We start from the raw sequence: 26,012 nt of genomic DNA, 5'->3' as shown, positions 1-26,012 counted from the left end.
CTGAACTATACATTATGAAACGAATTCTCATACCCGGTCTCATTCTGCTTGTCGGATTGGTGATCATGTTCGGGTTAATCGCCAGCCGCCGGAAGCCTGTGCAAGCGGCCACTGTTTTTCCGGGCGTTCTGGTTGAAACGATGACGGCACTCGCCGACACTCATCACGCGGTCATCTCCGGTACGGGGACCGTGCGTGCGCGGCAAGAGATCGCCTTGGCTCCGCAGGTCGCGGGACGCATTGATTGGGTCGCGGACAATTTCGAAAGCGGCGGCGTCTTCCACCGCGGCGACATCCTATGCCGGATCGAGGCGATTGACTATGAGCTGGCGGTCGAACAGGCGCGCGCGCGGGTCGCGCAATCCGAGTATCAATTGGCGGTTGAACGCGCACAGGCCGACATCGCCCGCAAAGAGTGGGAACGCATGCAAGAGAGTGGCGCACAAACCAACGGCACGCCGGAGTCGCTGGTGCTGCGTGAACCGCAGCTTAAGCAGGCTGAAGCCAATCACGCTTCGGCACTCGCGGCTCTGCGGCAAGCGGATCTGGCACTCGAGCGTACCCGCGTACGGGCACCGTTTGACGGCCGGGTGAAGCGCGAAATGGCTGACATCGGGCAGACGGTCACACCGAGCCAGCCGATAGCGACTCTCTTCTCGACCGGTTCGGCGGAAATTGAAGTCGGCATACCCGTGGATGAACTGCTGTGGCTGGAAGAAGGCAATTCTTCCGCTCAGGTTTCGCTTAATGCCGGCGGCCAATGGTATCATTGGCAGGGAACCGTGGATCGGACACTGGGAGTGATAGACAGCATCGGCAGACTCGCGCGTGTGGTTGTGCGGGTTGACGACCCCTATGCCGCGCGATCCGATGGCGGGCCGGAGCTTGCCGTGGGCAGCTTTGTGTCAGTCGAGATTAGCGGCCGAAGAGTGCCGAACGTGACGCCAATGCCACTTTTCGCGCTGCGCAGCAACAACATCGTTTGGATCGCACGCGCCGACAGTACGCTGGAACTGCGCGAAGTTACCGCTGTATTTCATTCACCTGACAGCGTGTTCGTCGGGTCTGAGGTGAAGTCCGGCGAACGCATCGTCCTGAGCGGCATCAACGGCGCGGCGGATGGACTCAAACTGCGACTCACGGAGGCACTCCGATAGTGAACGGATCCATTAAGTGGTTCGCCGGAAATCACGTCGCCGCCAACATCCTGATGCTCGTCATCATCGTCGGCGGATTCCTGATGGCCGGGCAAGTGAACCAAGAAGTCTTTCCGGAGATTCAGCTTGACCTGGTCACAGTGGCGGTACGTTACCCCGGTGCGGGACCGCTCGAAGTCGAAGATGGCATCGTGCGCCCGATCGAGCAAGCGATCGGAGGGCTTGAGAATATCAAGCGAATTAATGGCACGGCGTCCGAAGGGCGCGGTGTGGTCTCGGCCGAGCTGATCGAAGGCGCGGATATTGATGACGTGCTCAACAACATCAAGTCCGAGGTTGACCGAATCCAGACTTTCCCGGAAGAAGCCGAAGAGCCCGTCATCTCGAAAGTGACCAATCGCCGGGAAGCCATCTCATTGGTCGTTTACGGTGACGCGAGCGACGTGGCTCTTCGCGCCCATGCTGAACGCATACAGGACGACCTGCTCGCGTTGCCCAATGTCACGCAGGTCGAACTTGCGGCGACTCGCCCGTATGAAATTTCGATTGAGATTCCCGAAGCGACCTTGCGCAGTTTGAATCTCACACTGACAGACGTCGCCGCGACGGTGCGGCAAGCGTCCTTGGACTTGGCCGGCGGCTCCGTGAAGACGGAAGGCGGCGAAATCCTGCTGCGCACCAAAGAAAAACGGTATCACGGCGGCGAATACGAGAACATCACCGTGCAAACGCGGAATGACGGCAGCGTCGTGAAGCTCGGTGATATCGCCACCGTTAAAGACGGTTTTGAAGATCTCGATAAGGTGGCGACGTTCGACGGCAAACGCGCCGTGATGATCAAGGTCTACCGGGTCGGAAATCAAACCCCGAAAGAAGTTTCGCAGGCGGTTCGCACGTATCTCGATGAACACAAGTTGACCCTGCCGACGTCCGTAAAGGCGGACATCTGGCAGGATTGGTCCATCATCTTGGACCAGCGGCTCAGCCTGCTCATCAACAACGGCTGGCAGGGTTTGGTACTTCTGCTAATTATCATCGGCTTGTTCCTCGAAGTCCGCCTGGCATTTTGGGTTGCCATGGGCATCCCGGTGTCGTTTCTCGGTGCGCTTCTGATTCTGCCGCTCTTTGACGTCAGCATCAACATGCTTTCGCTGTTCGCATTTATTCTGGCGCTTGGTCTTGTGCTTGACGACGCAATTGTCATTGGCGAGAATGTTCACGTGCACCGCGAAATGGGCAAATCGCTCTACCGCGCCGCGGTTGACAGCACCATTGAACTGGCGACGCCATTGACATTCTCGATTCTGACAACGGTGGCGGCATTCATGCCCATGCTGTTTGTGTCCGGTGCTATCGGCAAATTCATGGCCGTCATTCCAATCATCATGATCGCCGTCCTGCTGTTCTCGCTGCTCGATTCGTATTTCATCCTGCCCGCGCACTTATGCGGTGGACTTAGCTCAAGCAATGCGCGAATCTGGCAGCGAATCGAAGGCGTGCGGCACCACTTTGACGATTGGGTGGAAGCCTTCAGCCGCAAGTACTATCAGCGTCTGCTGCGCGCGGCGACTGAACACCGCTACACCGCGATTGCGGCGGCCACGGCTGTGATGTTCGTCTTGTTCGGTGTGGTCGGCGGCGGTCTCATCAAGTTCGTTTTTTTGCCGGAAATTGACGCTGATGAAATCATCGTGAACATCGCGCTGCCGCCGGGCTCGCCGATCGAACAGACCGAGTCGGTTACGAGGATTGTAGAGCAGCGGGGGCTTGAGTTGGTGCGCGAATTCGACGCCAAGCGCACGGATACCCTGAGCAATCTGCGGCACGTTTTCGTGGCGAACGGTTTTCAGACGTTTGAGGGCGGCCCGCGCGGTTCCGTGGACGTAGACGGCGGGCATTTGGCGCAGGTGCGGATGCTGTTCAATGGACCCGATCAGCGCAATATCGTTTCAACGGAATTCGCCGATGCCTGGCGACAGCGAGTGGGCGATCTGCCCGGCGTTGATCGAATGACTTTTCAATCAGAATTGATTCGCTCGGGATCGGATATCGGCTTGCAGCTTTCGCACGACGACTTCACGATGCTGCTGGCCGCGACCGAGCGGGTCAAAGCGGCGCTATCCGGCTATCAGGGCGTCTCGGACATTTCAGACTCGCACGCGGAAGGCAAGCGCGAGCTGCAGCTTACGCTCAATCCCGAAGCGCGCACGCTCGGTATCACAGAGCGGGACATGGCCCAGCAAGTTCGTTCGGCGTTCTTCGGAGCGGAAGCGCTCAGATTCCAGCGCGGGCGCAACGAAGTCAAAGTCATGGTGCGCTATCCCGATGAAGACAGGCGTTCACTATCGGATGTCGAGCATTTGCACGTGCGCACTCGCAATGGCGGCGAAGTGCCGTTTACCGCGGCCGCGACCGTGCAGGACGGCGTGGGCTACAGTGAAATCACGCGCACGGATCGCAAACGCGTCGTGCAGGTCTCCGCTAACGTCAATGAAGCCGAAGCTAACCCGGATGAGATTGTCGCAGATTTGCAAAACGGCCTGCTGGCGCAATTGCGCGCGGACTATCCCGGCTTGAACGTGGACTTGGAAGGCGAGAGTCGTGATCGGCGTGAGTCGCTGGGCAGCTTGGGTACGGGATTTCTGTTCGCATTGTTTCTGATTTACGGACTGTTGGCGATCCCTTTCAAGAGCTTCACGCAGCCGCTGATCGTGATGAGCGTGATTCCGTTTGGCTTTGTCGGCGCGGTGGTGGGCCACATGATCTACGGCTACAATTTGAGCCTGATGTCCATGTTCGGCCTCGTAGCACTGGCCGGCGTGGTGGTGAACGGCGCCTTGGTTTTGATTGATTGCATGAATCAGCTCCGCGACCAGGGAGTGCCTATTCGCGAGGCCGTGGTGCAAGCCGGCATCCGCCGCTTCCGGCCCATTTTGTTGACATTCTTCACGACGTTTTTTGGATTGCTGCCGCTCATGTCGGATCCGTCCGTGCAGGCCAAGTTCCTGATTCCGATGGCAATCAGTCTGGCCTTCGGAGAATTCGCCACGACGTTCATTGTGTTGATCATCATCCCTGCGTTGTATTTGATCCTTGAAGACGTGCATGATTTCTTCAAGCTGAAGGGGCGCCACTACAAGCAGGTGGCCGAAGTAACCGATTCCGATTTGAAGGCGGCGACGGCTGAAATCTAAGCCGCTAACAGTACCGACGAGAAAAGAGCGGGCGACCCGATAGGGCCGCCCGCTCTTTTGCACCGTTGCATCTCATTTGAACCGCGCGAACGCGGACAATTCGCTTAGCTGCATCCGCTCGTACTGCCGCAGGTGGCGCACTTCAGGCACGTGCCGTTGCGTACCATCGTGAAGCTGCCGCATTCGCTGCACGCGTCGCCTTCGTAGCCTTGAATTCGGGCAATCTCAATCAGCTTGGCTTTGCCGCCGCCGTTCAGGTGTCCGTTCGTGCTGTGGCCGTTCGTTTCGACGGGGACGCCATGTCCTCCGTACGTTTGCGTTGCCACAACTTCCGCAACTGCAGAATGAGCACCAGATGCTTGGGACGGCGTGCTGGGATCTTCTTCACGATCGGCCTTCTCCTCAATGGTGTCGTGGGCAATCGTTATGACGGCGGCCTCTTCCGGCGCGTGCTTGCCGCCGTTGATGGCATCACTGCGCGTCGTTTCGGTGTGAGCATCCACGACATGCGCCAGGTCGTGGCGTTCGAGATAGCTGATGGCGAGTTCGCGGAACACGTAGTCAATGACCGACGTCGCGTACTTGATGTGATCGTTGCCGCCGACCGGACCATTCGGATCAAAACGCGTGAACACAAAAGCGTCCACGTATTCATCCAGCGGCACGCCGTGCTGCAAGCCTAGGCTGACGGCAATCGCGAAACAATTCATCAAGCTGCGGAAGGACGCGCCTTCCTTGTGCATGTCGAGGAATATCTCGCCCAGCGTGCCGTCTTCATATTCACCCGTGCGCAGATAGATCTTGTGACCGCCGATGCGGGCCTTCTGTGTGTAGCCGTAACGACGGTCGGGCAGCCTGCGGCGGCGCGTTTCATAGATAATCTTCTCGACCGCGTCACTGATCGTGTCCGTAACATGCTCCGGTTCCTCAAGGCCCAGCCCCGCGATGCCAAAATCATCGGCCGTGGAGTTTAGCGGCTGCGATAGCTTGGATCCGTCACGGTAAAGCGCCACCGCCTTCAGCATCAAGCGCCAACTCTGATAGTAGGCGTCCTTGATATTCTCAACCGAGGCGTGACGCGGCAAGTTGATCGTTTTGGAGATCGCGCCGCTGATGAACGGCTGCGCCGCGGCCATCATCTTCAAATGCGCCAATGGCTGAATGTAGCGCTGACCGTACGCGCCGCATTGGTTCGCGCAATCAAAGACGGGTAGATGCTCGGGCTTCAGGTGCGGCGCGCCCTCAATCGTCATGCGACCGCAGATATGATCGTTGGCCTGACGAATCTGCTCTTTGGTGAAACCAAGCGCCGTCAACAGATCGCCGTTAGCCGCGCGCATGTCAGATTCGGTGATCTTCAGACGGTCGCGCACGATGTCGGCGCCAATAACCCACGGCGTGATGGCGAACGTGATGCTGAAAGCGCCTTTGAGCTGCGCTTCGACGCGATCGAGCGCATCATCGGGCAAACCCTTGGCGCGCAATGTGTCGCGATTGACATGCGGCGAGCCATCGAGCGTGCTCGTGCCGGAAACGTAATGAGTTATCTGGCGAATCTGCGCCTCAGGATACCCGAGATTTTCGAGCGCCAGCGGCACGCTGCTGTTGATGATACGGAAGTAACCGCCGCCAGCGAGTTTCTTATATTTGACCAGCGCAAAATCCGGTTCAATGCCGGTCGTATCGCAATCCATTACCAGACCGATCGTTCCCGTCGGCGCGATCACCGTGGATTGTGCATTGCGGTAGCCGTTCTGGACACCGAGCGCCAGCGCTTCGTCCCAAACATCGCGGGCCGCGTCGGCCAGGTATTCCGGACAGTGCGCCACGTCGAGCGGCACGGGCATGACCGTGAGATTTTCATAGCCATCGAGCGTGCCGCCGTAAGCGGCGCGCCTGTGGTTGCGAATCACGCGCAACATGGCGTCGTGATTGCGTTGGTACGCCGGGAAGGCGCCAAGACCCGCGGCCATTTCAGCCGAGGTGCGGTACGATTCGCCCGTCAACACCGCCGTTAGTGCCGAGCACCACGCCCGCGCCTCGGGGCTGTCATAGGCCATGCCGAGCACCATCGCCACCGTGCCCAAATTCGCATAGCCTAGGCCGAGCGTGCGATATTCATACGACCGCTGGGCAATGCTCTGCGACGGGAACTGCGCCATTTCAACCGAAATGTCCAACACCGTCGTCCACACACGAATAGCGTGACGGTACAGCGCTACGTCAAATGTCCGCTCTGACGGATTGAGGAACTTCAGCAGGTTCAGACTGGCGAGATTGCAGGCCGTATCGTCGAGGAACATGTATTCGCTGCACGGATTCGACGCGTCAATTCGACCGTCCGCCGGGCAGGTGTTCCACTCGTTGATCGTCGTATCATACTGAACACCGGGATCAGCCGAAGCCCACGCAGCTTCCGCGATCTCGTTCCACAAGTCGCGGGCGCGTAACGTGCGCATCACGCGGCCGTCAATGCGCGCGGTCAAATCCCATTTCTCATCACGCTCTACGGCGCGCATGAACTTGTTGTTCAGGCGGATCGAGTTGTTCGAATTCTGACCTGACACCGTCTGATAGGCCGCATTGTTCCAATCCGTGTCGTAGGTGTCAATCCGCATGGCCGTATAGCCCTGCGCGGCGAATTGCAGCGTACGATGGATGTACGGATCCGGAATGAAGTCGCGGCGCGCGCGCGTAATGGCCGAGCGGAGCGCGGCGTTATGCTTGGGGTTGAGGCGGGAATCCAGAGCGACGCTGGTGTCGTGCGCCGCCTTGAGAATTTCGTTCAGACGCGCCTCGCACACCTTCGAACCCGCTACAAGCGCGGCGACCTTCTGCTCCTCGACGACCTTCCACTGAATAAACTCTTCGACATCCGGGTGGTCGGCGTCAAGACAAACCATTTTCGCCGCGCGCCGCGTCGTGCCGCCCGACTTGATGGCTCCTGCCGCGCGGTCGCCGATCTTCAGAAAGCTCATCAGACCGCTGGAAACCCCACCGCCGGAAAGGTGCTCGTCTTCGCCGCGCACCTTGGAGAAATTGGTCCCGGTGCCCGAGCCGTACTTGAACAGACGCGCTTCACGGACCCACAGGTCCATGATGCCGCCCTCATTCACAAGGTCATCCTCAACCGACTGAATGAAGCATGCGTGCGGCTGGGGCCGCTCATAGGCATTGCGTGAGCGTTCGAGCTGCCCCGTTTTTGGGTTCACAAAATAGTGGCCCTGTGCCCGGCCTTCAATAGAATACGCCCAATAGAGCCCGGTGTTGAACCACTGAGGACTATTGGGCGCACAGACTTGAGCCGCCAGCATAAACTGAAGCTCGTCGAAAAAGACGCGGGCCGAATGCTCATCGTCAAAGTAACCGGACTTCCAGCCCCAATACGTCCAGCAGCCTGCCAGCCGGCGGAAGACCTGCTTCGAGTCACGCTCTCCTGCAAACCGGGCCGACTCGGGCATCTTGTCCAATATGGCTAAGTCCGGCTCGTGCCGGAGCAGCCACTCGGGGACACCCTCTTCCCAAATCGGCCGGGTTGCCATGGGTACGCCCGCCTTACGCAGGTATTTCTGCGCGAGCACATCCACGGCCACCTGCGACCAGCTCTCGGGCGCGTAGATGTCCTTGGCTTCGAACAAGACCCGCCCGTCCGGCGAGGTCAGCTTTGATGTCCAGGGGACGAATCGCAGATCGGCATAGATGTCCTGCCCCTCACGAGTATATCTGCGGGCAAATTGCAACGGAGGCTCCTTCCAGATCGTTTACGCTAATTCCAACTCTCCCGTCCCTGCGCCGCGCCACGTAAGCACCTGATTCATGCCTCTTCATCCGCGTCGAACTACTGCATCTATACATTCTGACGAACCGAACCACAATATCTTGGGTCATGCGCTGTTGGGGCCGTAATATAGGCGCGAAGGGGCGGCCAGTCAAGGGTCGAAACATTCATTTTCAAAAAGTTTTCCACATCACAATTCCACACTTTTCAACAATTTCATTCGGTTTTTGAGCGAAAACAATGAGATAGCCGTGAGGAGTGCCTAAAGTGAGCGATTTCCAGCCCTTCGCGCCCCGGTTGCTGTAACAGATAGTAAGTATTGGAGCTTGCTGTACGCATGAGCAAACCTCCCCTGCCGATGTTAGACGCAATCAGGGCCTCTCAAAGATACTAATATTTGTCCTAATGTTCAAGGCCTGTGGTACACTCCGTTCACCTTCCTGTGCCTCCCAAAGGCTCGAAAAAGGCCAAAAGCGACTTGACAATGCCAGTGGCGTCCATTATATTTTGAGGCTTGTGCCGAATCGGCTTAACCCCAATTTTTCAACCCTGTTATGGCCTACCAGTCTTCACGTCCCCGCCGCGGTAATAGTGCGGCCCGTATTCGCGCCGGAATGGTGCGAAAGCCGTCCTATCTCGAAGAGCATGGGATTAAGTTCATTGACTACAAAGACATCAAGCTCTTGCAGCGCTTCATCGCCGCCAATGGCCGGATCTTGCCGCGCCGTTTGACCCGATTGGATCGCCAGCAGCAACGCCTCATGACGCTCGCCATCAAGCGCGCCCGTCACCTGGCCCTGTTGCCGTTCGTGCAAGAAGCCGAAGTGATGTAGGCCCTTTCCCCCACGTTTCCAACTGAACGAGAATAAGTCATGTCCCGAGTTTGTCCCGTCACAGGCCGCGGTCGCCACAAAGCGAATACCGTCAGCCACGCCAACAACAAGGCGCGCAAGTGGCAGTACCCGAATCTGCGTTCCAAACGCTTCTTCGATGAAGCTACAGGTCAGTGGGTGCGCGTGCGAGTATCCGCGCGCGGTCTCAAAACCCTGACCAAGAACGGTCTGCCTGCCGATTGGCGCAAGCAGCTTGAGTTGATGGCAGCGATTCACTCGCATACCCACCAGGCGTAAGGAGAGTCATCATGGCCAAGAAGACGAAAGAAGGACGCATTATCGTCACCCTCGAATGCACCGAGGCGCGTGGTAAGGGCTTGACCCCGAGCCGTTACAGCACCATGAAGAACCGCAAGAATACGCCGGAGCGCATGGAGCTGATGAAGTATAATCCGTTTCTGCGGAAGATGACGCTGCACAAAGAAGTGCGCTGACCTTACGCCGACAGTTTCCGTGCAAGTGAACGACTTTGTTCATGGCGGGCCGACCCTTGTTGGCCCGCTTTGTTTTGCTGGAGGACCCCTATGCTGAAATCCCCGCTGCTGCTCAGAACCATGCTGTGGACGCTCGTGACCGGCGCCATCTTGACCGCCGGGAGCCTGTTCGTCTTCCAGCGCGTCGTGACCGGGAGCGTTGTGCGTACCGTCGGCGATGAATTGATGACGAGCCAACGCGTGCTGCGGCAGCTACTCGATCAACAACAGGACTTCTTGCATGCCGTCGCCGTCAATCAGGCCGATTACCTGGCCATGTTCGACACGCAGACCGCGCCGGACAGCGCTGCGGACCGGGCGCGCCGCTATCTCGATCTGGCGATGCTCGACCTGCTGCAAATTGAGGACTCCGCAGGAAATGTGTTGACCAGCGTTGTGCGCGGAAATCCGGACCTGTCCGCGCAGCGCGATCTGTTCAAACTCGCCGGACTGCGTTTTCAGTACGACGACATGTATCTCTATCAGATCGCGTCCGCGGACTTCCCCGGCATGACCGGTAAGCGAGTTTTTGTCGGGAAACGTCTGGATACACGCTGGCTGTGGGGATTGTCCGAAATCACCCGCAGCCGCATGGCCGTCTTCACCGGAGACCGGTTCCTGTTTGTGAGTGTTGATTCAAGTTACATTCAGCCGTTGACCGCCTCGCTGCCGTGGGACATGACCGCCGCCGTGAAACCGATCGGGTTGAAGCTGGCGGATCAAGACATGCTTGTCATGTGCGAAGGGCTGCCGGGCGGTCCTTCGCCGGACCTTTGCGTGCTTCTGCTGCGTAATCTGGAACCGGAGTTGGCGATGCTGGGCTCGGTCAACCGCAGCGTCGGTTTTCTCGCCGTCTCACTGCTGCTCGTGCTCACTCTGTTGGCCGCGATTGCAGTGGCTAGCCTCGTGCAACGCGTTCAGACTCTGAATCGCGCCGCGTCCGCGCTTGAACTCGGCGACCCGGATGTGCCGCTCGTGCAGGCCGGTCGCGACGAATTAGCCAGCCTTAGTCGGCGCTTTGGCGCCATGCGTGCGAAGCTGCGTGAACGGCAGTCCGAGCTCGAGCAGCTTAACGGTAAACTTGCGGAGCAGATGCGCGACCTCCGAACGGCGCAGCACCAGCTCGTGCAATCCGAAAAACTCAGCACGGTCGGCAAGCTCTCGGCGCAGCTCTCGCACGAGTTGAACAATCCGATTTGCAATATCCAAAACTGTGTCGAAGTTCTGCGGAAGCATGGCGCGCAGGGCGAGGCACAGGAGTATGTTGAACTGATTCGCGACGAAGTCGGTCGCATGGCCAAGCTCACGCGGCAGTTACTGGACTTTCATCGCCCGGCGAAAGAAGAGTTCCGGCCGAACAATTTGAATCAGGTTGCCGATGCCGTAATGCGCGTCTCGGCTCCTCAGCTTGACAGCAAAGGCATCACGCTGCGCCGAGAGTTTGCCCCCGACCTGCCCGAGTTGTGGTGTGACTCCGATCAGATGAAGCAGGTCCTCCTCAACCTGATTCTTAATGCGGCGGACGCGATGCCCGCAGGCGGCACATTGACCGTGGCAACACACGGTGATGATGAGCATGTCACGCTCGACGTATCGGACACCGGATTCGGCATGGACGAGGCCACGCGCGAAAAGATATTCGACGCGTTCTTCACCACGAAGTCCGCGGTAGCCGGAGTCGGATTGGGCCTGTTCGTATGCTATCGGATTGTCCGCCTGCACGGTGGACTCATTGACGTCCGTTCGCAGCAGGGAATGGGCTCCACGTTCAGCGTGAAGCTGCCGCTGAAGCCCGCGCATATCGCCAGTGAAGAAAGCGCCGCCGTATGAGTACTACCCGGGTGCTACTGATTGATGACGACCTCGCATTCCGTAAGTCCACCGCAAAACTGCTGGAAGATGCGTTCTGCGTGATCGAGACCTCCGCCTCCGGCGAAGCTGCGCTGGCGCGATTCGCCGAAGTGCGTTTCGACGCGGTGCTGTGCGATTTGATGATGCAGGGGATGAGCGGCTTGGAACTCCTGCCGAAGCTGCGCGAAATTGATCCGAATGTTCCCATCGTGATGGTGACCGGCCACGGTTCAATTGACTCGGCCGTGGCGGCGATGAAAGCCGGCGCCATAGACTACGTGACGAAACCGTTTAACGCCGACGAGCTGCGCTTGCGGATGATGCGAGCGGTGGAATATGAGCGAGTCCGGCGCGAATTGGTGCTCCTGCAAGAGCAATTCTCACAGACCAAAGGGCTTGGCGGTATGTTGGGGCGCAGCCGCGCGATGGAGGCTGTATTCACGCTCGCCAATAAGGTAGCAGCAAGCGACGTCACCGTGCTGATTTTGGGTGAAACCGGCACGGGTAAGGGGATGCTTGCGCAGGTGATTCATGCGCATTCCGCGCGCGCGAACAGGCCGTTCATCAGCGTGAATTGCGCCGCTCTCACGCCCACGCTGCTGGAAAGCGAGCTCTTCGGCCATGAGAAGGGCGCGTTTACCGGCGCAGTCGAGCGCCGCATGGGCCGTTTTGAACTGGCGCACGGCGGCACGCTGTTTCTTGATGAGATTGGTGAACTCACTCCGGAATTGCAGACGAAGCTGTTGGAAGTTGTGCAAGAGAAGCGTTTCGAGCGTGTGGGGGGGTCGCAGACGATTCAGGTGGATGTGCGGCTGATCACCGCCACGAATCACAATCTGGCGGATCGCGTGAAGGACGGGAAATTCCGTGAAGACCTGTACTACCGTTTGAATGTCGTACCGGTCACGCTGCCGCCGCTGCGGGCACGGCGCGAAGACCTTGAAATGTTGGCATTGCACTTTCTCGCCGAGGCCACGCAGCGCCTGAAGCGATCACCGCTCACGTTTTCCCCGACGGCGTGGAGAACGCTGCTTGAACACGCTTGGCCGGGTAACGTGCGCGAGCTGCAGAATACGATTGAACGCGCGGCCGTGCTGTGTGAAGGCGATGAAATAAAGTCCCTCGCCCTAACGGAGATGCCGGCGCCACGTTCTTCCACCCCGTTGTTCCTCGACAAGCCGCTGAAGGACCTTTTGCGGGAAGAGACCGAGCGTATTGAGAAACAATATCTGGCGGGACTTCTCGCGAGATTTGCCGGCAGCGTTAGCAAGACCGCAGACCACGCCGGGCTCGACCGCAGGACGATCTTCGACAAGATGAAGCAGTATGACTTGCGCAAGGAAGATTACAAGTGACCCCTAAATGGGAGGTCCCCCTCCCATTGGGAGATGTGGCTCACACAATTGGCGACCATCAGGTCGCCAATTTCTTTTGCAACCTTATTGTTTAATGTGTTTAGCACTTCAGGATGCTATGGCACGAGGATTGTAATTCAAGAGAATCAGAGATAATCGAAGCTGCTGAATGGTGAGGCGTTGGCGCGAGACTTACCATTCCACAAAAAGCAGCGTCGTTCGCAGCGAAGGCGGTTTTTCCCCAGGTCGCCTTCGCTGACCTTTGCGAAAACCCCCGGCATTTGCCGGGGGTTTTCTGTTGTGCGCAGATGACTGCGGACCGGGACCCAGGTTACGAGAAACTGACTATTCCTTGGCAGGTTTGGCGACTGAATGCACCACCCACGGCTTCGGCGGGAGGAAATTAACCGTCGAACCGCTGATGGAGAAGCGCGTAATCTCCTTCATGTCTTCACCCGAGGCAATCGTCGCGTTGAAACTCCGGGTTACGCCGGCCACCACCGTGCGCACGGTGATCGGCTGATTGGCGATTTCATTGCCGCAACTGCTGAACCAATCCACCGCGACAACGTACTCACCGGCCGGCGGAGTTTGCGTCCAGTAGATATTTTCGGGACGGCCGTTCGTGTAATTGCCGCAAAGATTATCACGGTCGAGCTGGCCACCGGACGTGGTCGTGCCCGGTGCCTGGCCGTTACCATAGTAGCACCACTCCTCGCTTGGGTCCTGGACCCAAAGGTCGAGATCGAGCGACAGCTCGTTGTACCATGTGAGCGTCACTTGAATGTCGCCGGTACCCACGGACGTCGAAGCGTTCGGCACGCAAGCACAGCGTCCCGGCGCAGGCGAGCCGAAGTCGCCAACGGAGAATTCCACACACCGCGGATCGTTGTAGTGCCAAGCACTGCCGATCGTCACGACATCCGAAATCGTGTTGTAGTACGTCCCGGGTTCGGTCGAGCTCTCGCGCTGCATACAAAATGTGTACGCTCCCTGCGGCAGATACCAGTTACCCGAATGCGTCCAACCGATCGTGCCGGATGGCGCATACAGCACACCTTGGCCGGCCTCGGGAATCCAGTCCGTTTGGGCAGGATATTCGAGTGTCACAGTCTCGACGCAAACGTACAGCCAGCTCAATGCCGTGTTAGTCACGTGCAGGCAGCCTGATGCATCATCCTGGACGGGACGCGACGTGATGAACCACGGTGAAAGCTGGTAGGTTTGTGCGCGGACTGTGCGCGTTTCGGGATCAAACGCGGATGCAAAAAACTCAGGCTGTCCCGTGGTCGGATTGCGCCGCCACAGACTGACATCACCCGGGTCATCTTCGCCGGGCACAGGCACAGCCACTTCGACCGGGCGGGCAAACGTGAAGCCCTCGGGACCGAATTGATAAATGTCGGAAACCCGGGCCTCGCCGTCCGGAACGGTCACGGTAATGTCGTTGTTGCGTTCAATCGAAAAGACCATCGTTCCGGGATCGCCATTGTCACGCGGCGGAACCGCGCCGACCGGGACGACCAATTGAGCGCCCAGTTCTGTCTCAATCGTGCCGGACGTTGACGAGGTTACGGAACCGCTGGCGTTGTCTTCAGGCGTCGTCTGATCGGGCGGGTCATCTTCGTCCTTCGGACAGCCAACAATTAGCAATCCGGCGAGGGCAAGCAACAACAGGCTGCGGAGTATCTTCTCAAGTACCTCCTGTGAAAGCAGTTTACAGATTTGCGAACAGTCTCTCCCAGATGACTAAGGTACAACGGTTTCAAGGATTAGCCAAGCGAGCAATCTCGAACAATGTCGGCTGATTGAGCATGCTCGACCACAATCATCAAATTTTTGTTACAATTGGCGCTCCTCGCATCGCGCAGGCAATGCAAGTTTGTCACAGACTGTAGCATGCAAGTATTCAAGAAAAAAGCAGCGGGACGATCACACGATCGTCCCGCTGCTTCTTGTGCCCCACCTACTAGGGTCTATGGTTCTTGCACATCGGGCGACTCCATTGTCACGACATAGAAATACTTGAATTGGCCGGTGGAGATGACATCCGTGTCTTCGAAGAAGTTCTCCTGCGTTGAACCGATGATCGTCTGCTCATTGGGTTCGAAATCGGGCGACGTGCCGCGATGCACGACAAACACCGGGTTGGTGTCATCGGGTTCCCAATTGAGTTTGATGCTCGCCGCTTCGAGGTGGATCACCACGTGATCGAGGAAGCACTTGCCGCACTGCACACGCGACCGATAGTCCGAACCGCATGGCACCCCATTGTAAACAGTCGGCGCCACGTAGAAGTAGTACGTTCCGGGAGCGAGGCACTTTGCGATCACCTGCCTTGACTCACACGGTCCGGCAGTCGCGTAGCGAATTGTCTGCAAACTGCTGCAATTCGGATTCGGCTTATAGATGGCCATCTCAAACGGGAACTCAGCCGAGACGCTCCACTTGATACGCCGTGATACCGCGAGATTGAGCTCGTACCAATTGGTGTCGCGCAGGCCGCCCATCGCCCATGACTCTCCGCACCAAGTGGAGTTGCAGGTCATCGGTGAAAACAGCGGCGGATTGGTCAAACAGCCTTCGTTGAACGAACTGAACAGATTCGGGCACGGCTCTCCTTCGCTCGGAATGCCGACGGGACAATCGAGTGAACAGGGGCAGGTACATTGTGTGCAGTTGATGGCCAGCACATACGGCCCGGAGGAACCGGACGGGCTATTGACCAGCAAGTTGTAGGTACCCGGCGCCAAGCAGCCTGAGACCAACCGGCTGTCGCTGCCGATGCCGGAATCGAAATCGAACTCGAGCATCGTCACACAGTCAGAACCGTATAACCACACAGCAGGATCCAGACCGCCGCCGAACGGAGTGTACGCCGGCGTGCTGTTGGCGAAAACGTCTACTGCCAATGACATGCACGAGCCCGCCGGTACAAACACCTGATACCAATCCGCAGGATCGGGCGGCAAGCCGTTATTGCTCGGTAGCAAGTCGCCGCAGATGGTGTCCGTGCAAGAGAGTGTCACGAACGGGTTACAGACATCGTTGCCCGGATCAAAATCGAGATCCGGAAACGGACACTGATTGCTGCACGAGCAGAATTGGCAATCCGCCGCCAGAATATACGGTCCGGTCGTTCCGGCGACGCCCGCCACGCGCACATAGTACAATCCCGGCGTCAAGCACGCTGTGATGAGCTTCGCGTCATTACTCACACCGGAATTGTCGTCAAGGGCAAGCTGCGTGCTGCAAGTGGCATCCCACAGTTCAACCACCGGATTCAGCCCGGCCAAATAGCCGAAATACCCGGGCGTGCCATTGGCGAACACATCAAGCGTCAGGCGTTGACATTGCGGACCGAAGACCCAGAACATGTACCAATCTTCATCCACGGACGGCCCAAGCGGAATGTCGCCGCACAGCGTGTCGCCGCAAACGAACTCCGCCGGTGCGGTTGCGCAACTGTTGTTCGCAGGTTCGAAATCCCGGCGCTGGTAGGGGCAGGGCGGCGGACAGGCGCAGTGCAGACAGGTCAGTGTCAGGATGTACGGGCCCGTGGTTCCTTGCACACCACCGATCCGGATGTGATACCAGCCGGGCGGCAAACAGGTCGTCGTCAACTGCGCATCGTTGCCGACGCCGCCGTTGTTATCCTGTCCAAGTAACGTCGTGCAGTCGGCTTGGTAGATGGCAATCGCCGGGTCCAGGCCTTGGCCAAACGGGAAAAAGCCGGGCGTATCATCCCCGAGGACATTTGCCACAATTTGCACACACGGCGTGCCCGCGGGCACTTCAAATGTATACCAGTCGTTATCAGGAGCCGCGCCGGGTATGATCACGCCACACAGCGTGTCGTTACAGCTAACCTGAATGTTGTTGAAGGAACAGGCGTTATTGGACGGATCAAAATCGAGATTGGCATACGTGCACGTCTGCCCGGTCGGACAGGGTGCGCAATGCACCGAAGCAACATAGGGCTTGCAGCTTTGCGGATACGGGAAATCGGCGGGTGTCACCGGTCGCACGCTGAGCCAGTAGGTGCCCGGGTCCAAGCAAACCGACAGACAAAGCGGCACGCAGGCGGGTGCGTTACCCTGTGCATGCACGATCATCGCCGAACAGTTCGCGTTCGGCGTCGTTATCGCGGCGGCTACCGCGAAGTCCGCCGTCACACACCACGTCACCGTGTCACGCGTGGTGATATTCAGCTCGTAAAAATCACGGTCGGGGATGTCCACGAAAATGGAGGATCCGCAAATCGTGTCGCTGCACTGCACATGAACTGCCGACGGCGGAGTAGAAAAACAGCCGGCGTTATACTGGTCGTTCCAATTGGGGCATGGCTCACCTTCAGGCCGGGCATTGCCGGACAGAGGACATTGCACACAGCCCGGTGAACATGGATAGCAGTCCACGCGCGCGGTGTACGGTTCGCAGTAGTTGGGCAGCGAATAGGGAGTTACTTTCAGCCAATACCGCCCCGGCGGCAGGCACGCGCTGGCGATCAGCGTGTCACATTTCTGCTTGTACGGACTCGCGGCCCACATGATTTCCCCGCCGCAACCGGGCAACGGCTCGGTGATAAATATCTGTGCGGGGACGTTGGCAAAAACACGCCACACGACGCTGTCGAATTGCGTAAGGACGAGCTCATAGACGTCTACATCCTGGACATTATAGGAGGGGTTGAGCGGATGCGCCCAACTCGTGCCGCAGACATCCACTCCGCATTGTATGGGCGTGGCAAATTCTCCGGCCGCCGTGCAGCCACTGTTGTAGGTATCTGGATAGTTCGGGCAAGGCTCGCCTTCCTGAAGACCTGCCGGATCACAGACCGGACAGGCGATGCACGGCTGGCATTGCAGCGAAGCGACATAATCACCGTTGGCGCAGTTGACACTGCCCGCAGGACCGGAGGGTTCGATCAGGAAGTAGTAGTTGCCGGGTTCGAGACAGGCGTCAATGCAAACCGTATCACAGGCCAGACCACCGGTCTGGGCAGTGGGCATAATTCAACCAGGGAAGAATTCGTAGAGAACGACCGTTACATCAAACTCGGCGACGACGCAGAAGTGAATGCTATCGCGCTGCGAGAGTGAGAAGCAGTAGGCGTCCTTGTCCAGCCACGTGTTCGTGTGCGTGGCTTTGCCGCACCACGTGTCGCCGCAGTGAATGTTCTCGCAACCGCTGGCGAAACAGGCCGGGCCGGCGTTCGGGTCGGGAAAGGTCGCCGGGCACGATTCGTTTTCGTAGTTACTCCCCGGCGGACATTCGGTGCAGCCTAATCCGACAAAACAGGACGGCATGACCGAATAATCCATCACAAGCTGGTAGTTGCCGGATTCACCGGCAGCGCCATCTACGATGATGAAGTAGGTTACATTGCGGGTGAAGTGAAAACCTGAGCAGCAGCTTTGCGGAGCACAATCCGGCGAATCGTCGTTGCAGCATAGCATCACGGGCTCGTCGGAACCCGGACAACCGAGCCAGATACTCAGCACCGTATTGTACGCTGAACCACAGAGCGATACGTCGAGCGTCATGTCCATCAAGGGAGTGAAGCGATAGACGACATCAGGCGAACTCCCACCGGAATAACACGGCGTCGGATAGTTGTCCGCGTAGCCCGTCGTGGTACCGGCATCCGTATAGGGAATCGAGGGGATGATCGTCGCACCGGCGCACACATCGCCGCCTTGATCTAGTGGATCGCGTCCAGCTTGTTCACGCGACTGATACTCCGATTGCAGAGCGGCATACTGCGCCTGCAACGGTTCGACGGCAGTCTGACCCGCACAACTTAGCGAAAGCTGCCAGATATCGTTTTCCAAACGACGCAGTTCCGTAGCGACGTCGTCTTTGCTGCGAGGCGATTTGCCGCTGAGCTTCTGCTGGTCTGCCAGGGCCAGCAGGGGCAGTGTCAGCAGCAGGAGCCATCCAAGAAGATAGCGTGTGTTCATAGCCGGGACCCTCATTCCTTAAATGTCACGAATCTTAAACAATTTACCCGTTATGCTCGGTATTGACAAGAAATCTGCCTAAGCTATGTAAGAAAGTCACCGTAACACTGGGTCCATAATGCCGCAATGCCTCGCTAAATATCAATTGTTTGCGAGAAACCGAGGATAACGACGAGAGGCATGTCCTCACATCGCCCTAACTCAATACTCATAACAAAGGGGCGACTCCGGATGGAGTCGCCCCTTTGTGAAAAGAAACGCGATCGGCCTACTTCATCGGGCCGGTAGCACGCTTGACCGGGAACGGAGGCATCGGCGCATCGTTGCGCGGATCCTTCTTGATCATGTCCCGGCACCATTTAATGGCATAGTCCAACTGGTCGTCCTTGCCGCCGATCAGGTTCTTGACGTTCTGCTCCACCGGATCGGTCGGATCAACACCGGGGCCTTCGATCAACCACTTGCTGTCGGCACCCCAACCGGTGAACTCGGGCTGTGTCGCGCCGCCGCCGTCCACGAAACCCTTGCCGCCGCGGATACCGACCCAGCCACCCCAGGTGCGCTGGCCCACGAGCGGACCAAGCTGCAGACGCTTCCACCCCTCTGAGAACGTTTCACCATCCGATCCGGTCTGCTCGTCGCAAATTGCGATCTTGTGCCCTTGGAAGGCCGCCCACGGATCGTGGTCACGCTGACCGCCGCGTGAAATGCCCCACGACCAGATTTCGCGATCCAACTGGGCGAGAATCCAGCGCGCGATATTGCCGCCGCCGTTGTTACGCACGTCGAAGATAAAGGCCTTCTTGCCGCCATACACCTGCGGGTAGTATTCGCGCATGAACTGTTCCATCCCCGGAGGGCTCATGTCGGATAGATGCAGGTAGGCAATATCATCGCCGCCGTGTTCCTTAACATAGGCCATGCGGCTCTGCACCCAATCCCAGTAACGCAATTCGCCTTCATCGGACATCGTGCGCACCACAAACTCGCGGGCGCCGTCCAGCGACGGCTTGTCGTTGATCGAGACCATGACCAGCTTGCCGGATTTGTTGGTCAGTAATTCGAGGTAGTTCGCGACTGAATTGACAGGCTTGCGATCAATGGCGACGAGATACTCGCCGGGCTTGACATTCAGGCCGACGGCAGACAACGGGCTGGTTCGGCCTTTGTCCCACGGATCGGGAGCAAGCACGCGATCGATCTTGTAGTAGCCGTTGCTCTCACGCGCTACATCAACGCCCAAGAGGCCGACGCCGACGTTCTTGCTGCGTTCAAGGTCGCCGCCAAAAATATAGGCGTGGCCGGCACTCAGTTCGCCGAAGAGCTGACCGAGAACGTCGTTCAACTCATGACGGGTGGTGATACGATCAACGAGTTTCGCATAACGCTCGCCCTCTTTCTTCCAGTCAACGCCATGCATGTTGGCATCGTAGAAGAAGTCGCGCTGATCGCGCCAGGCCTGCCAGTAGATTTGCTTCCATTCGGCGCGCGGGTCTATGTCGCAGGTCCACTCGTCGAGCTTCAGACCTTTGTCCTTGTCGTCCTTATCAGCCTCGGGTTCTTTCGTGTCGCCCGCATCGAGGATCACGTAGTCATTCTTGGTGCGCACAACGATCTTCTTCCGATCATGAGAGAAGCCATAACCGCGCGCGCCATCCACGACCGTATGGTCTTTCTTCTTCTCGATGTCGTAGCAGTGCAGCGCCACAGTCGGGTCGTCCTCGTCGGCGTCATCTTTCCAGCCGCGAGCATCCCAAGCGATATAATAGAGCTTGCCTTCGACCGCGCCTAAACCGCCGTAACGGCCCGCATCGGCAGGCAACAGAACGATGCGATTGATCAGACCGTCCCAGTCAATCTTGACTTCGACCTTCTTGTCGTCATCCTTGTCGTCCTTCTTGCCCTTCTTATCCTTCTTGTCTTTCTTGTCGCCGTCGTCGTCTTCGTCGTCCTTCTTCTCATCGTCCTTTTTGTCGCCGGACTCGATGGTGTTATCCACTTCGAGATAGGGGCTCTTGGTGTCCTTGGCCAGCGCCAGCGCGAAGAGCTGGCCGGTGTTCAAGGTGATGAAACTATACTCGTTCTCACCGTAGAAGGCGTTGTGATTGCGGCGCGACGTGAAGAACAACCACTTACCGTCGGGATCCCAAGTAGGCGAATCACTGTCGAACATCGGGTCCGTGACCAGATGCACGGACTTGTCTTTCGTGTCATAGATTTTGACACCGCCGAACTTGTTCGGCAGAATGACCGAGTAGGCGACATAGCGTGAATCGGGCGACCACTCGTAGCTATAGATCTCCCAGTCCGACGTGTCAATCACCGACGTTGAGCCCGTCTTAAGATTGATCAGCGACAGCTTGCGGTCTTTATTGCCGCAGACCGCCCACTCTCCGTCAGGTGAGAGCTCAATCTGGAAATTGTACGTCGAGGGTCCCGGAGCCACCTTGCGGGGAGCGCCTTTGCCATCGGCAGGATAGGCCCACAGCGTTTGGTCGCCCTCCTTGTCCGTCCAGGCATAGATTTCCTTGCCGTCCTTGCTGTACACCGGCGACCGTTCGCGTTCGCCCGGCGAGTCCGTATTTTGCAGAACGACGCCACGGCGTTCAGTCGAAGCGGTAAACAGTTCGCCGCGCGCGCCCAATACCAGCCGCTTGCCATCCGGCGACAGACCGTAGTCGCTCGTATAGTCGTCCGGCGACACGAAACGATCACGAGTCTGCAGGAGCTCGGCGGGCATGGTCACCGCAACTTTGCGGGTCTGACCTGCCGAGATATCGTAGACAAATATGTCCGCACCAACCGAGTAGGCAATCTTGCCATCGGCCAGACTCGGCCAGCGCGCGTCGTAATCACGATGCTCCGTCAATCGCTCCAGTCCCGTGCCGTCCGGATTCATGCGCCACAGGTTGTCGCGATCATCTTCGTTGCGAATGTAGTAGATCTTATTGCCGTACCACATCGGCGTGGCATCGTTACCTTCCCAAGTCGTCACCTTCTTGTAGTCGAGCGCCTTGGTGCTGCCGACGTAGATGTCTTCCGCCCAGCCGCCCTTGTAGCGCTTCCACGTGCGACCACCTAACGAGAAACGGGTATAGGCGATGCGATCGCCGCCCGGTTCAAAAGTGATGTGGGCAATCTCAGGCACGCTCATCTTCTCGGGCCAGCCTCCATCCGTGCCCACGAGGAACATCTGCCAACCACCATAGCCGTTGTCGGCGAAATTGCGGTAGGCAATCCGGCCGTCGTTCGTCCATGCCGCGACCATGTCCGCCGCCGGATGATAGGTCAGTCGGCGTGGTTGACCGCCGTCCGGCGAGATAACGTACACGTCAACGTTGCCGTCGTAGTTACCGCTGAACGCGATCCACTTGCCGTCCGGCGAGAACATGGCAAAATTCTCCACACCGGCAGCCGATGTGAGACGGCGGGCCGGTCCACCGGCCAGAGGTGCGATCCAAAGATCATTGTCAGCCGTGAACGCGACCTGATTACCGTAGGCAGTCGGCCAACGGAAGTAGCCCGGTGCATCCTCGGCGAAAACCGTGTTCAGACTCGCCGCAAGTGCGAGCAGAAATGTGAGGGACAGTTTCATGCAGGATCCTTACAAGACAACAGAGGGATTGAGGAAAGCTGGTGAGAGGTGGTCGGCCGTGATCCGGCCCGGCGAACCGCGAAAGCGTCCGCCGCCGGCGACCCAAGGGGGCTAAGACAAAATGGCCCCCGAAGTATTAGACTTCGGGGGCCATTTCTTGTTGCGAAATTTACTTCATCAACATCATCTTGCGGACAGACGTATAGTCCCCCGCATCGAGGCGATAGAAGTATAGACCAGAGGGCAGGTTGGCACCGTTAAACGACGCCGTATACACGCCGGCCGACATGGTCTCGTTGACCAGCACGGCAACTTCCTGACCCAGCATATTCACCACCGTCAGGCGAACGTCGGCGTTCACCGGCAGCGAGAACTGAATGTCCGTCTGCGGGTTGAACGGGTTCGGGTAGTTCTGGCGCAGGCTGAATTCGTTGGGCACGGGCAAATTGATTTCCCGGGCAACAGACGCATTCGTGTCGGCGATACCGCGCAGCAGGACTGTAAATGCGGGGTTGTTTTCCGCGTTGCTCGCGATAGTCAGAATGCCGTTCCAGGTGCGCTGAACTGGCGGATCAAAGGTGACGGTCACTTCGCGGCTGCCGCCTGCGGCAACTGTGAAGCTCGTCGGCGAAATCTGATAGGCCGGCGCGGCGTTGTTCGGCGTCACCGTGATGTTCGTCACGTTGAGCGGATCCACACCACCATTGTTGTAGACCGTCAGAGTCTGCGAGACGCCCGGCCAAGCGGGACTGACCGCACCGAAATTAATCGTGTCGCGGTCGGTATCAATCACCGGGAACGGCGGGACGGCAGTCGAGACTTCAAAGTAAGCCTGAATACAGATGTTGCCGCCGTCGTCTTCGGTGATGTCTGTGCCGTTGTTATTTAACTGAACGGCAATCGGGCCCATGGCCGTGATACCCGCCGCGTTCGGCGGAGTGAGGTCAAAGCCCATCGGAGCGCCCGTTGCGAACAGATAGCCAATCGTCAAGGCCTGACCTTCGAAAATCGTCAGCCCGGGGTTCACCGCAACTGTATTCCAGCCCGCCACGAGGGCAGTCGTAATCGAACGATCTTCCGGAGCCACGGCGATTTCGTCCGCCGGATGCACCCATACCTTGATCGTACCGGTGGCCGCGCCGTTTACATTCAGGCGAATCTGCGAGAGTTCAGCGGGATATTCGGCGGGAATGAACTTGAGGCCCCAACCCGAGCCAACGCTGAAATTCAAATAGCTGTCCGGATCTTCGTCGTCATCATAGCGATACCAGCGGTCGTTGCCGCCGACAAAGAAGCGCAGATAGGACGTGTCGTTCTCGGCCGATCCGTCTTCATCCGAAAGAAAAATACCACGAGCAACATACTCGCCTTCCGCGGTCGGAGTGAACGGAGTGCTGGTCGTGATTTGATCGCTGGCGCCATCGGCCAGACCCGTGCCAACCGTCTCGTCGGTGTAAACGACAGTCCCCTGCGGGCCGGTAACCTGGAATTCATACACGTACGGACCAGCCGCGCCGGTACCAACGTTGGTCACGTCTTGCGTAAACGTCACGTCCTGGCCAGGCATGAAGTTGAAGCTGGGATCACCGCTGTTGATTTCGTTCACGAGATCGCCAGCCGAGAGGTCCACGAAGGTGTTCGCAAACGTGCCGCCAATACGCAGAATCCAGTCATACGGGAAGTTGTTGTACGTGCCAAACTTGCCCTGTGTTGAAAGCTGGCTGCGGCCACTGGTCGAACCGCCGTCAGCGATCGAGTTCCAGTTGCCGTCGCTCTGGCCGCCACCGGGGACCGGACCGAACACGATCCAGAAGTCCTGATTGGCCAGCACCGTCACGGTATCGTTGAAGTTGACATCAATCCAACCGTTGGCAGGCTGCGGACCGGGGCGCACGGCCACCGCGTCTTCGCCGCCGGGAGCCGGAGTCGAATTGAACACGAACAGCGAGCACGGCGCGTTGCCGGCGCCGTCAATGATGTAATGGTAAACGCTGATGATGTTGAAATCCACCAGCGGCGTAAAACGCACACGGCACCAGTAGTTCGTACCAGTGTTTAGAATCGCCGGGGTACCGTCGTCGTAAAACAACGAATCCGGCTGGGGATCATCAAGGCTGCCGCCGGGTGTGGGGCGGGCTACAAACCCCTCGGGTGACATGAGCATCACATTGTCCGAGGCCATGGCGGACAAGGTGGTAGTCAGGCAGAGGAGCAGGATCCATTGGGTCCAACGCATGGGATGCCTCCAGTTTTGGGTATCTACAAACATTTCAACAAGTTCCGGGACTATTTCCACCTGTCGTTTTCAGGGAAAAAAGAAGGGCCAAACGGCCCACTCACCAAAATAGCGATTTTGCCGAAAAAAAGAAAGCCTTTTGGGCTCAGTCCTGTGCTTCTCTATAGATAGAGTCGGTGCAGCGCGATATAGTTGCGGACGGCTTCCGGCAACCAGGCTTCTGTGGGTGCGCCAGAACGGAGGGCGGCCCGGATTTCCGTCGCGGATATCGGGACCAACGGCGTGGCGAGCAGCCGAACCCGGTGCACATATTCAGGCGGCGCCAAGGAGAGGTCCACGCCTGGCCGCCGTAATACGGCCACGCGCGCATGCTCAAACAGCTCTTCCGGATTGCGCCATTTCGGCAGTTCGACCAAGGAATCAGCGCCGACAATCAGCCACAGGTCATGCGGTCCGGGCGGCAAATCGGCAACGACGTGGCGGATCGTATCAGTCGTATAGGCTGGTCCAAAGGCGCGTTCCTCCGTGTCCGACAGTTTCAAAGCCGGGAACTCAAGCAGTGCAAGCCGCAACATCTCCTTGCGGTGCGCATACGGAGTCATCGGCAAATGCAGCTTGTGCGGGGGATGCGGATTGGGCAGCATCCAAACTTCCGGAAGACCCAGTTCCACGCGCGCGGCCTCTACTGTTCGCAAGTGTCCGTAATGAACCGGATCGAAGGTCCCGCCGAACAAACCTAACTGCATCAGGGCGTAGCGGCCTGCACAGGGGCAGCTTTGATTTCCAGCTCAAGTGCGGCGACCTTGTCCAAATAGACTCCGTTGGGGAATCGGCGGCGGTAGTCGGTTGCGGCGGCTTGAGCCTTCTCATACTCATCGAGCTTCAAAAGAGAATGCAGCTTCTCATAGGCGGCTTCGTCTGCAAAGCTCGTATCGTAATAGTCGGCTAATATCGCGTCGGAATAGATCACCGCGGAGGCCCACTCCTCGATCTTCACGTAGAGCTTCAGAGCCGCGAAGACTTTGCGCGCCAGCTTGTCGCGGCACTTGGCCATATACGTGTACGCGCTGTCGGCATACTCGCTCTGCGGATAGTCCTCGAGAAAGCGCTGGAAGCCGTCGAAGGCCTGCTCGGTGTAGGTCTGGTCAAGACGGAAATCAGGCGCCATTTCAAACTGGCAACGCGATTCGTAAAAGGCTGCGTGGCCGGTCAGCGGACTCGATGGGAAGGTCTGCACCATGCGCCGAAAATCATCTGACGCGACGAGGTAGTTGCCCTGTTCAAACTCCGCACGGCCAAGATAGAAATAGGCCGAATCAATGAAATTCGAACCCGAGTAGTTCAGCGTGATGTCGCGCAGCAGCTGCGCCGCACGATAGTAGCGCTCGCGTTCGAACAGGCCGCGGGCGCGCTGCCAATCCACGTCCGCGCCGTCATCCGACACGAAACGCGTCTGCGAAGCGCAGCCCACGACGAGCATGAACAAAAATATGAGTAGCGTGTGCTTGAGCATACGA

15 protein-coding genes are annotated in these 26,012 nt (G+C 58.1%); 7 read left to right on the top strand and 8 right to left on the bottom strand.

All coding sequences use genetic code 11. The annotated features are described in order from the left end of the window. The first annotated feature begins 14 nt into the window (after positions 1-14). Positions 15-1,157: an efflux RND transporter periplasmic adaptor subunit gene (locus IPH10_06430; protein ID MBK6910556.1), complete on the top strand. Its 1,143-nt coding sequence runs from the start codon at positions 15-17 to the stop codon at positions 1,155-1,157. Next, on the top strand, positions 1,157-4,351 hold the full coding sequence (locus tag IPH10_06425; protein ID MBK6910555.1) for an efflux RND transporter permease subunit: 3,195 nt from the start codon (positions 1,157-1,159) through the stop codon (positions 4,349-4,351). Before IPH10_06430 ends, IPH10_06425 begins: the two co-directional genes overlap by 1 nt. A gap of 104 nt (positions 4,352-4,455) precedes the next feature. On the opposite strand, the gene IPH10_06420 is transcribed toward IPH10_06425, so the two are convergent. Further along, the gene (locus tag IPH10_06420) at positions 4,456-8,091 is read right to left on the bottom strand and encodes a vitamin B12-dependent ribonucleotide reductase (GenBank protein ID MBK6910554.1); all 3,636 of its coding nucleotides are present in this window, start codon (positions 8,089-8,091) and stop codon (positions 4,456-4,458) included. Between the two features lie 652 nt (positions 8,092-8,743). Between IPH10_06420 and IPH10_06415 the strand changes: the two genes are divergently transcribed. The 5 genes from IPH10_06415 to IPH10_06395 all read left to right on the top strand — a co-directional run bounded on the left by IPH10_06415 (position 8,744) and on the right by IPH10_06395 (position 12,701). Beyond that, the gene (locus IPH10_06415) at positions 8,744-8,962 is read left to right on the top strand and encodes a 30S ribosomal protein S18 (protein ID MBK6910553.1); all 219 of its coding nucleotides are present in this window, start codon (positions 8,744-8,746) and stop codon (positions 8,960-8,962) included. Between the two features lie 39 nt (positions 8,963-9,001). After that, the gene (rpmB, locus tag IPH10_06410) at positions 9,002-9,259 is read left to right on the top strand and encodes a 50S ribosomal protein L28 (protein MBK6910552.1); all 258 of its coding nucleotides are present in this window, start codon (positions 9,002-9,004) and stop codon (positions 9,257-9,259) included. An 11-nt stretch (positions 9,260-9,270) separates the two neighbouring features. Further along, positions 9,271-9,456, top strand: a complete 186-nt coding sequence (rpmG, locus tag IPH10_06405; GenBank protein MBK6910551.1) for a 50S ribosomal protein L33 — start codon at positions 9,271-9,273, stop codon at positions 9,454-9,456. Positions 9,457-9,546: 90 nt separating this feature from the next. Beyond that, complete coding sequence (locus IPH10_06400) at positions 9,547-11,325, top strand: HAMP domain-containing protein (protein MBK6910550.1); 1,779 nt, start codon at positions 9,547-9,549, stop codon at positions 11,323-11,325. Then, the gene (locus IPH10_06395) at positions 11,322-12,701 is read left to right on the top strand and encodes a sigma-54-dependent Fis family transcriptional regulator (protein ID MBK6910549.1); all 1,380 of its coding nucleotides are present in this window, start codon (positions 11,322-11,324) and stop codon (positions 12,699-12,701) included. Before IPH10_06400 ends, IPH10_06395 begins: the two co-directional genes overlap by 4 nt. A gap of 345 nt (positions 12,702-13,046) precedes the next feature. On the opposite strand, the gene IPH10_06390 is transcribed toward IPH10_06395, so the two are convergent. From IPH10_06390 to bamD, 7 genes are all read right to left on the bottom strand, one after another. Further along, positions 13,047-14,372 carry a hypothetical protein gene (locus tag IPH10_06390; protein ID MBK6910548.1) on the bottom strand — a complete coding sequence of 442 codons (1,326 nt, stop codon included), beginning with the start codon at positions 14,370-14,372 and terminating at the stop codon, positions 13,047-13,049. A gap of 305 nt (positions 14,373-14,677) precedes the next feature. Then, positions 14,678-17,713: a hypothetical protein gene (locus IPH10_06385; protein MBK6910547.1), complete on the bottom strand. Its 3,036-nt coding sequence runs from the start codon at positions 17,711-17,713 to the stop codon at positions 14,678-14,680. Between the two features lie 3 nt (positions 17,714-17,716). After that, the gene (locus IPH10_06380) at positions 17,717-18,664 is read right to left on the bottom strand and encodes a hypothetical protein (protein ID MBK6910546.1); all 948 of its coding nucleotides are present in this window, start codon (positions 18,662-18,664) and stop codon (positions 17,717-17,719) included. A 268-nt stretch (positions 18,665-18,932) separates the two neighbouring features. Continuing rightward, positions 18,933-22,259, bottom strand: a complete 3,327-nt coding sequence (locus tag IPH10_06375) for a PDZ domain-containing protein (protein MBK6910545.1) — start codon at positions 22,257-22,259, stop codon at positions 18,933-18,935. 169 nt (positions 22,260-22,428) lie between these two features. Next, complete coding sequence (locus IPH10_06370) at positions 22,429-24,495, bottom strand: choice-of-anchor D domain-containing protein (GenBank protein ID MBK6910544.1); 2,067 nt, start codon at positions 24,493-24,495, stop codon at positions 22,429-22,431. Between the two features lie 161 nt (positions 24,496-24,656). Continuing rightward, positions 24,657-25,190 carry a nicotinate (nicotinamide) nucleotide adenylyltransferase gene (gene nadD, locus IPH10_06365; GenBank protein ID MBK6910543.1) on the bottom strand — a complete coding sequence of 178 codons (534 nt, stop codon included), beginning with the start codon at positions 25,188-25,190 and terminating at the stop codon, positions 24,657-24,659. 50 nt (positions 25,191-25,240) lie between these two features. Then, positions 25,241-26,008 (bottom strand): outer membrane protein assembly factor BamD, encoded by a 768-nt coding sequence (gene bamD / locus IPH10_06360; GenBank protein ID MBK6910542.1) that lies wholly within the window; start codon positions 26,006-26,008, stop codon positions 25,241-25,243. Positions 26,009-26,012: the final 4 nt, after the last annotated feature.

This window comes from bacterium, from assembly GCA_016702305.1.
Lineage (GTDB): Bacteria > Electryoneota > RPQS01 > RPQS01 > RPQS01 > JABWCQ01.
Note: the sequence above shows the minus strand (reverse complement) of the source record. Positions and strands in the feature narration are given on the sequence as shown.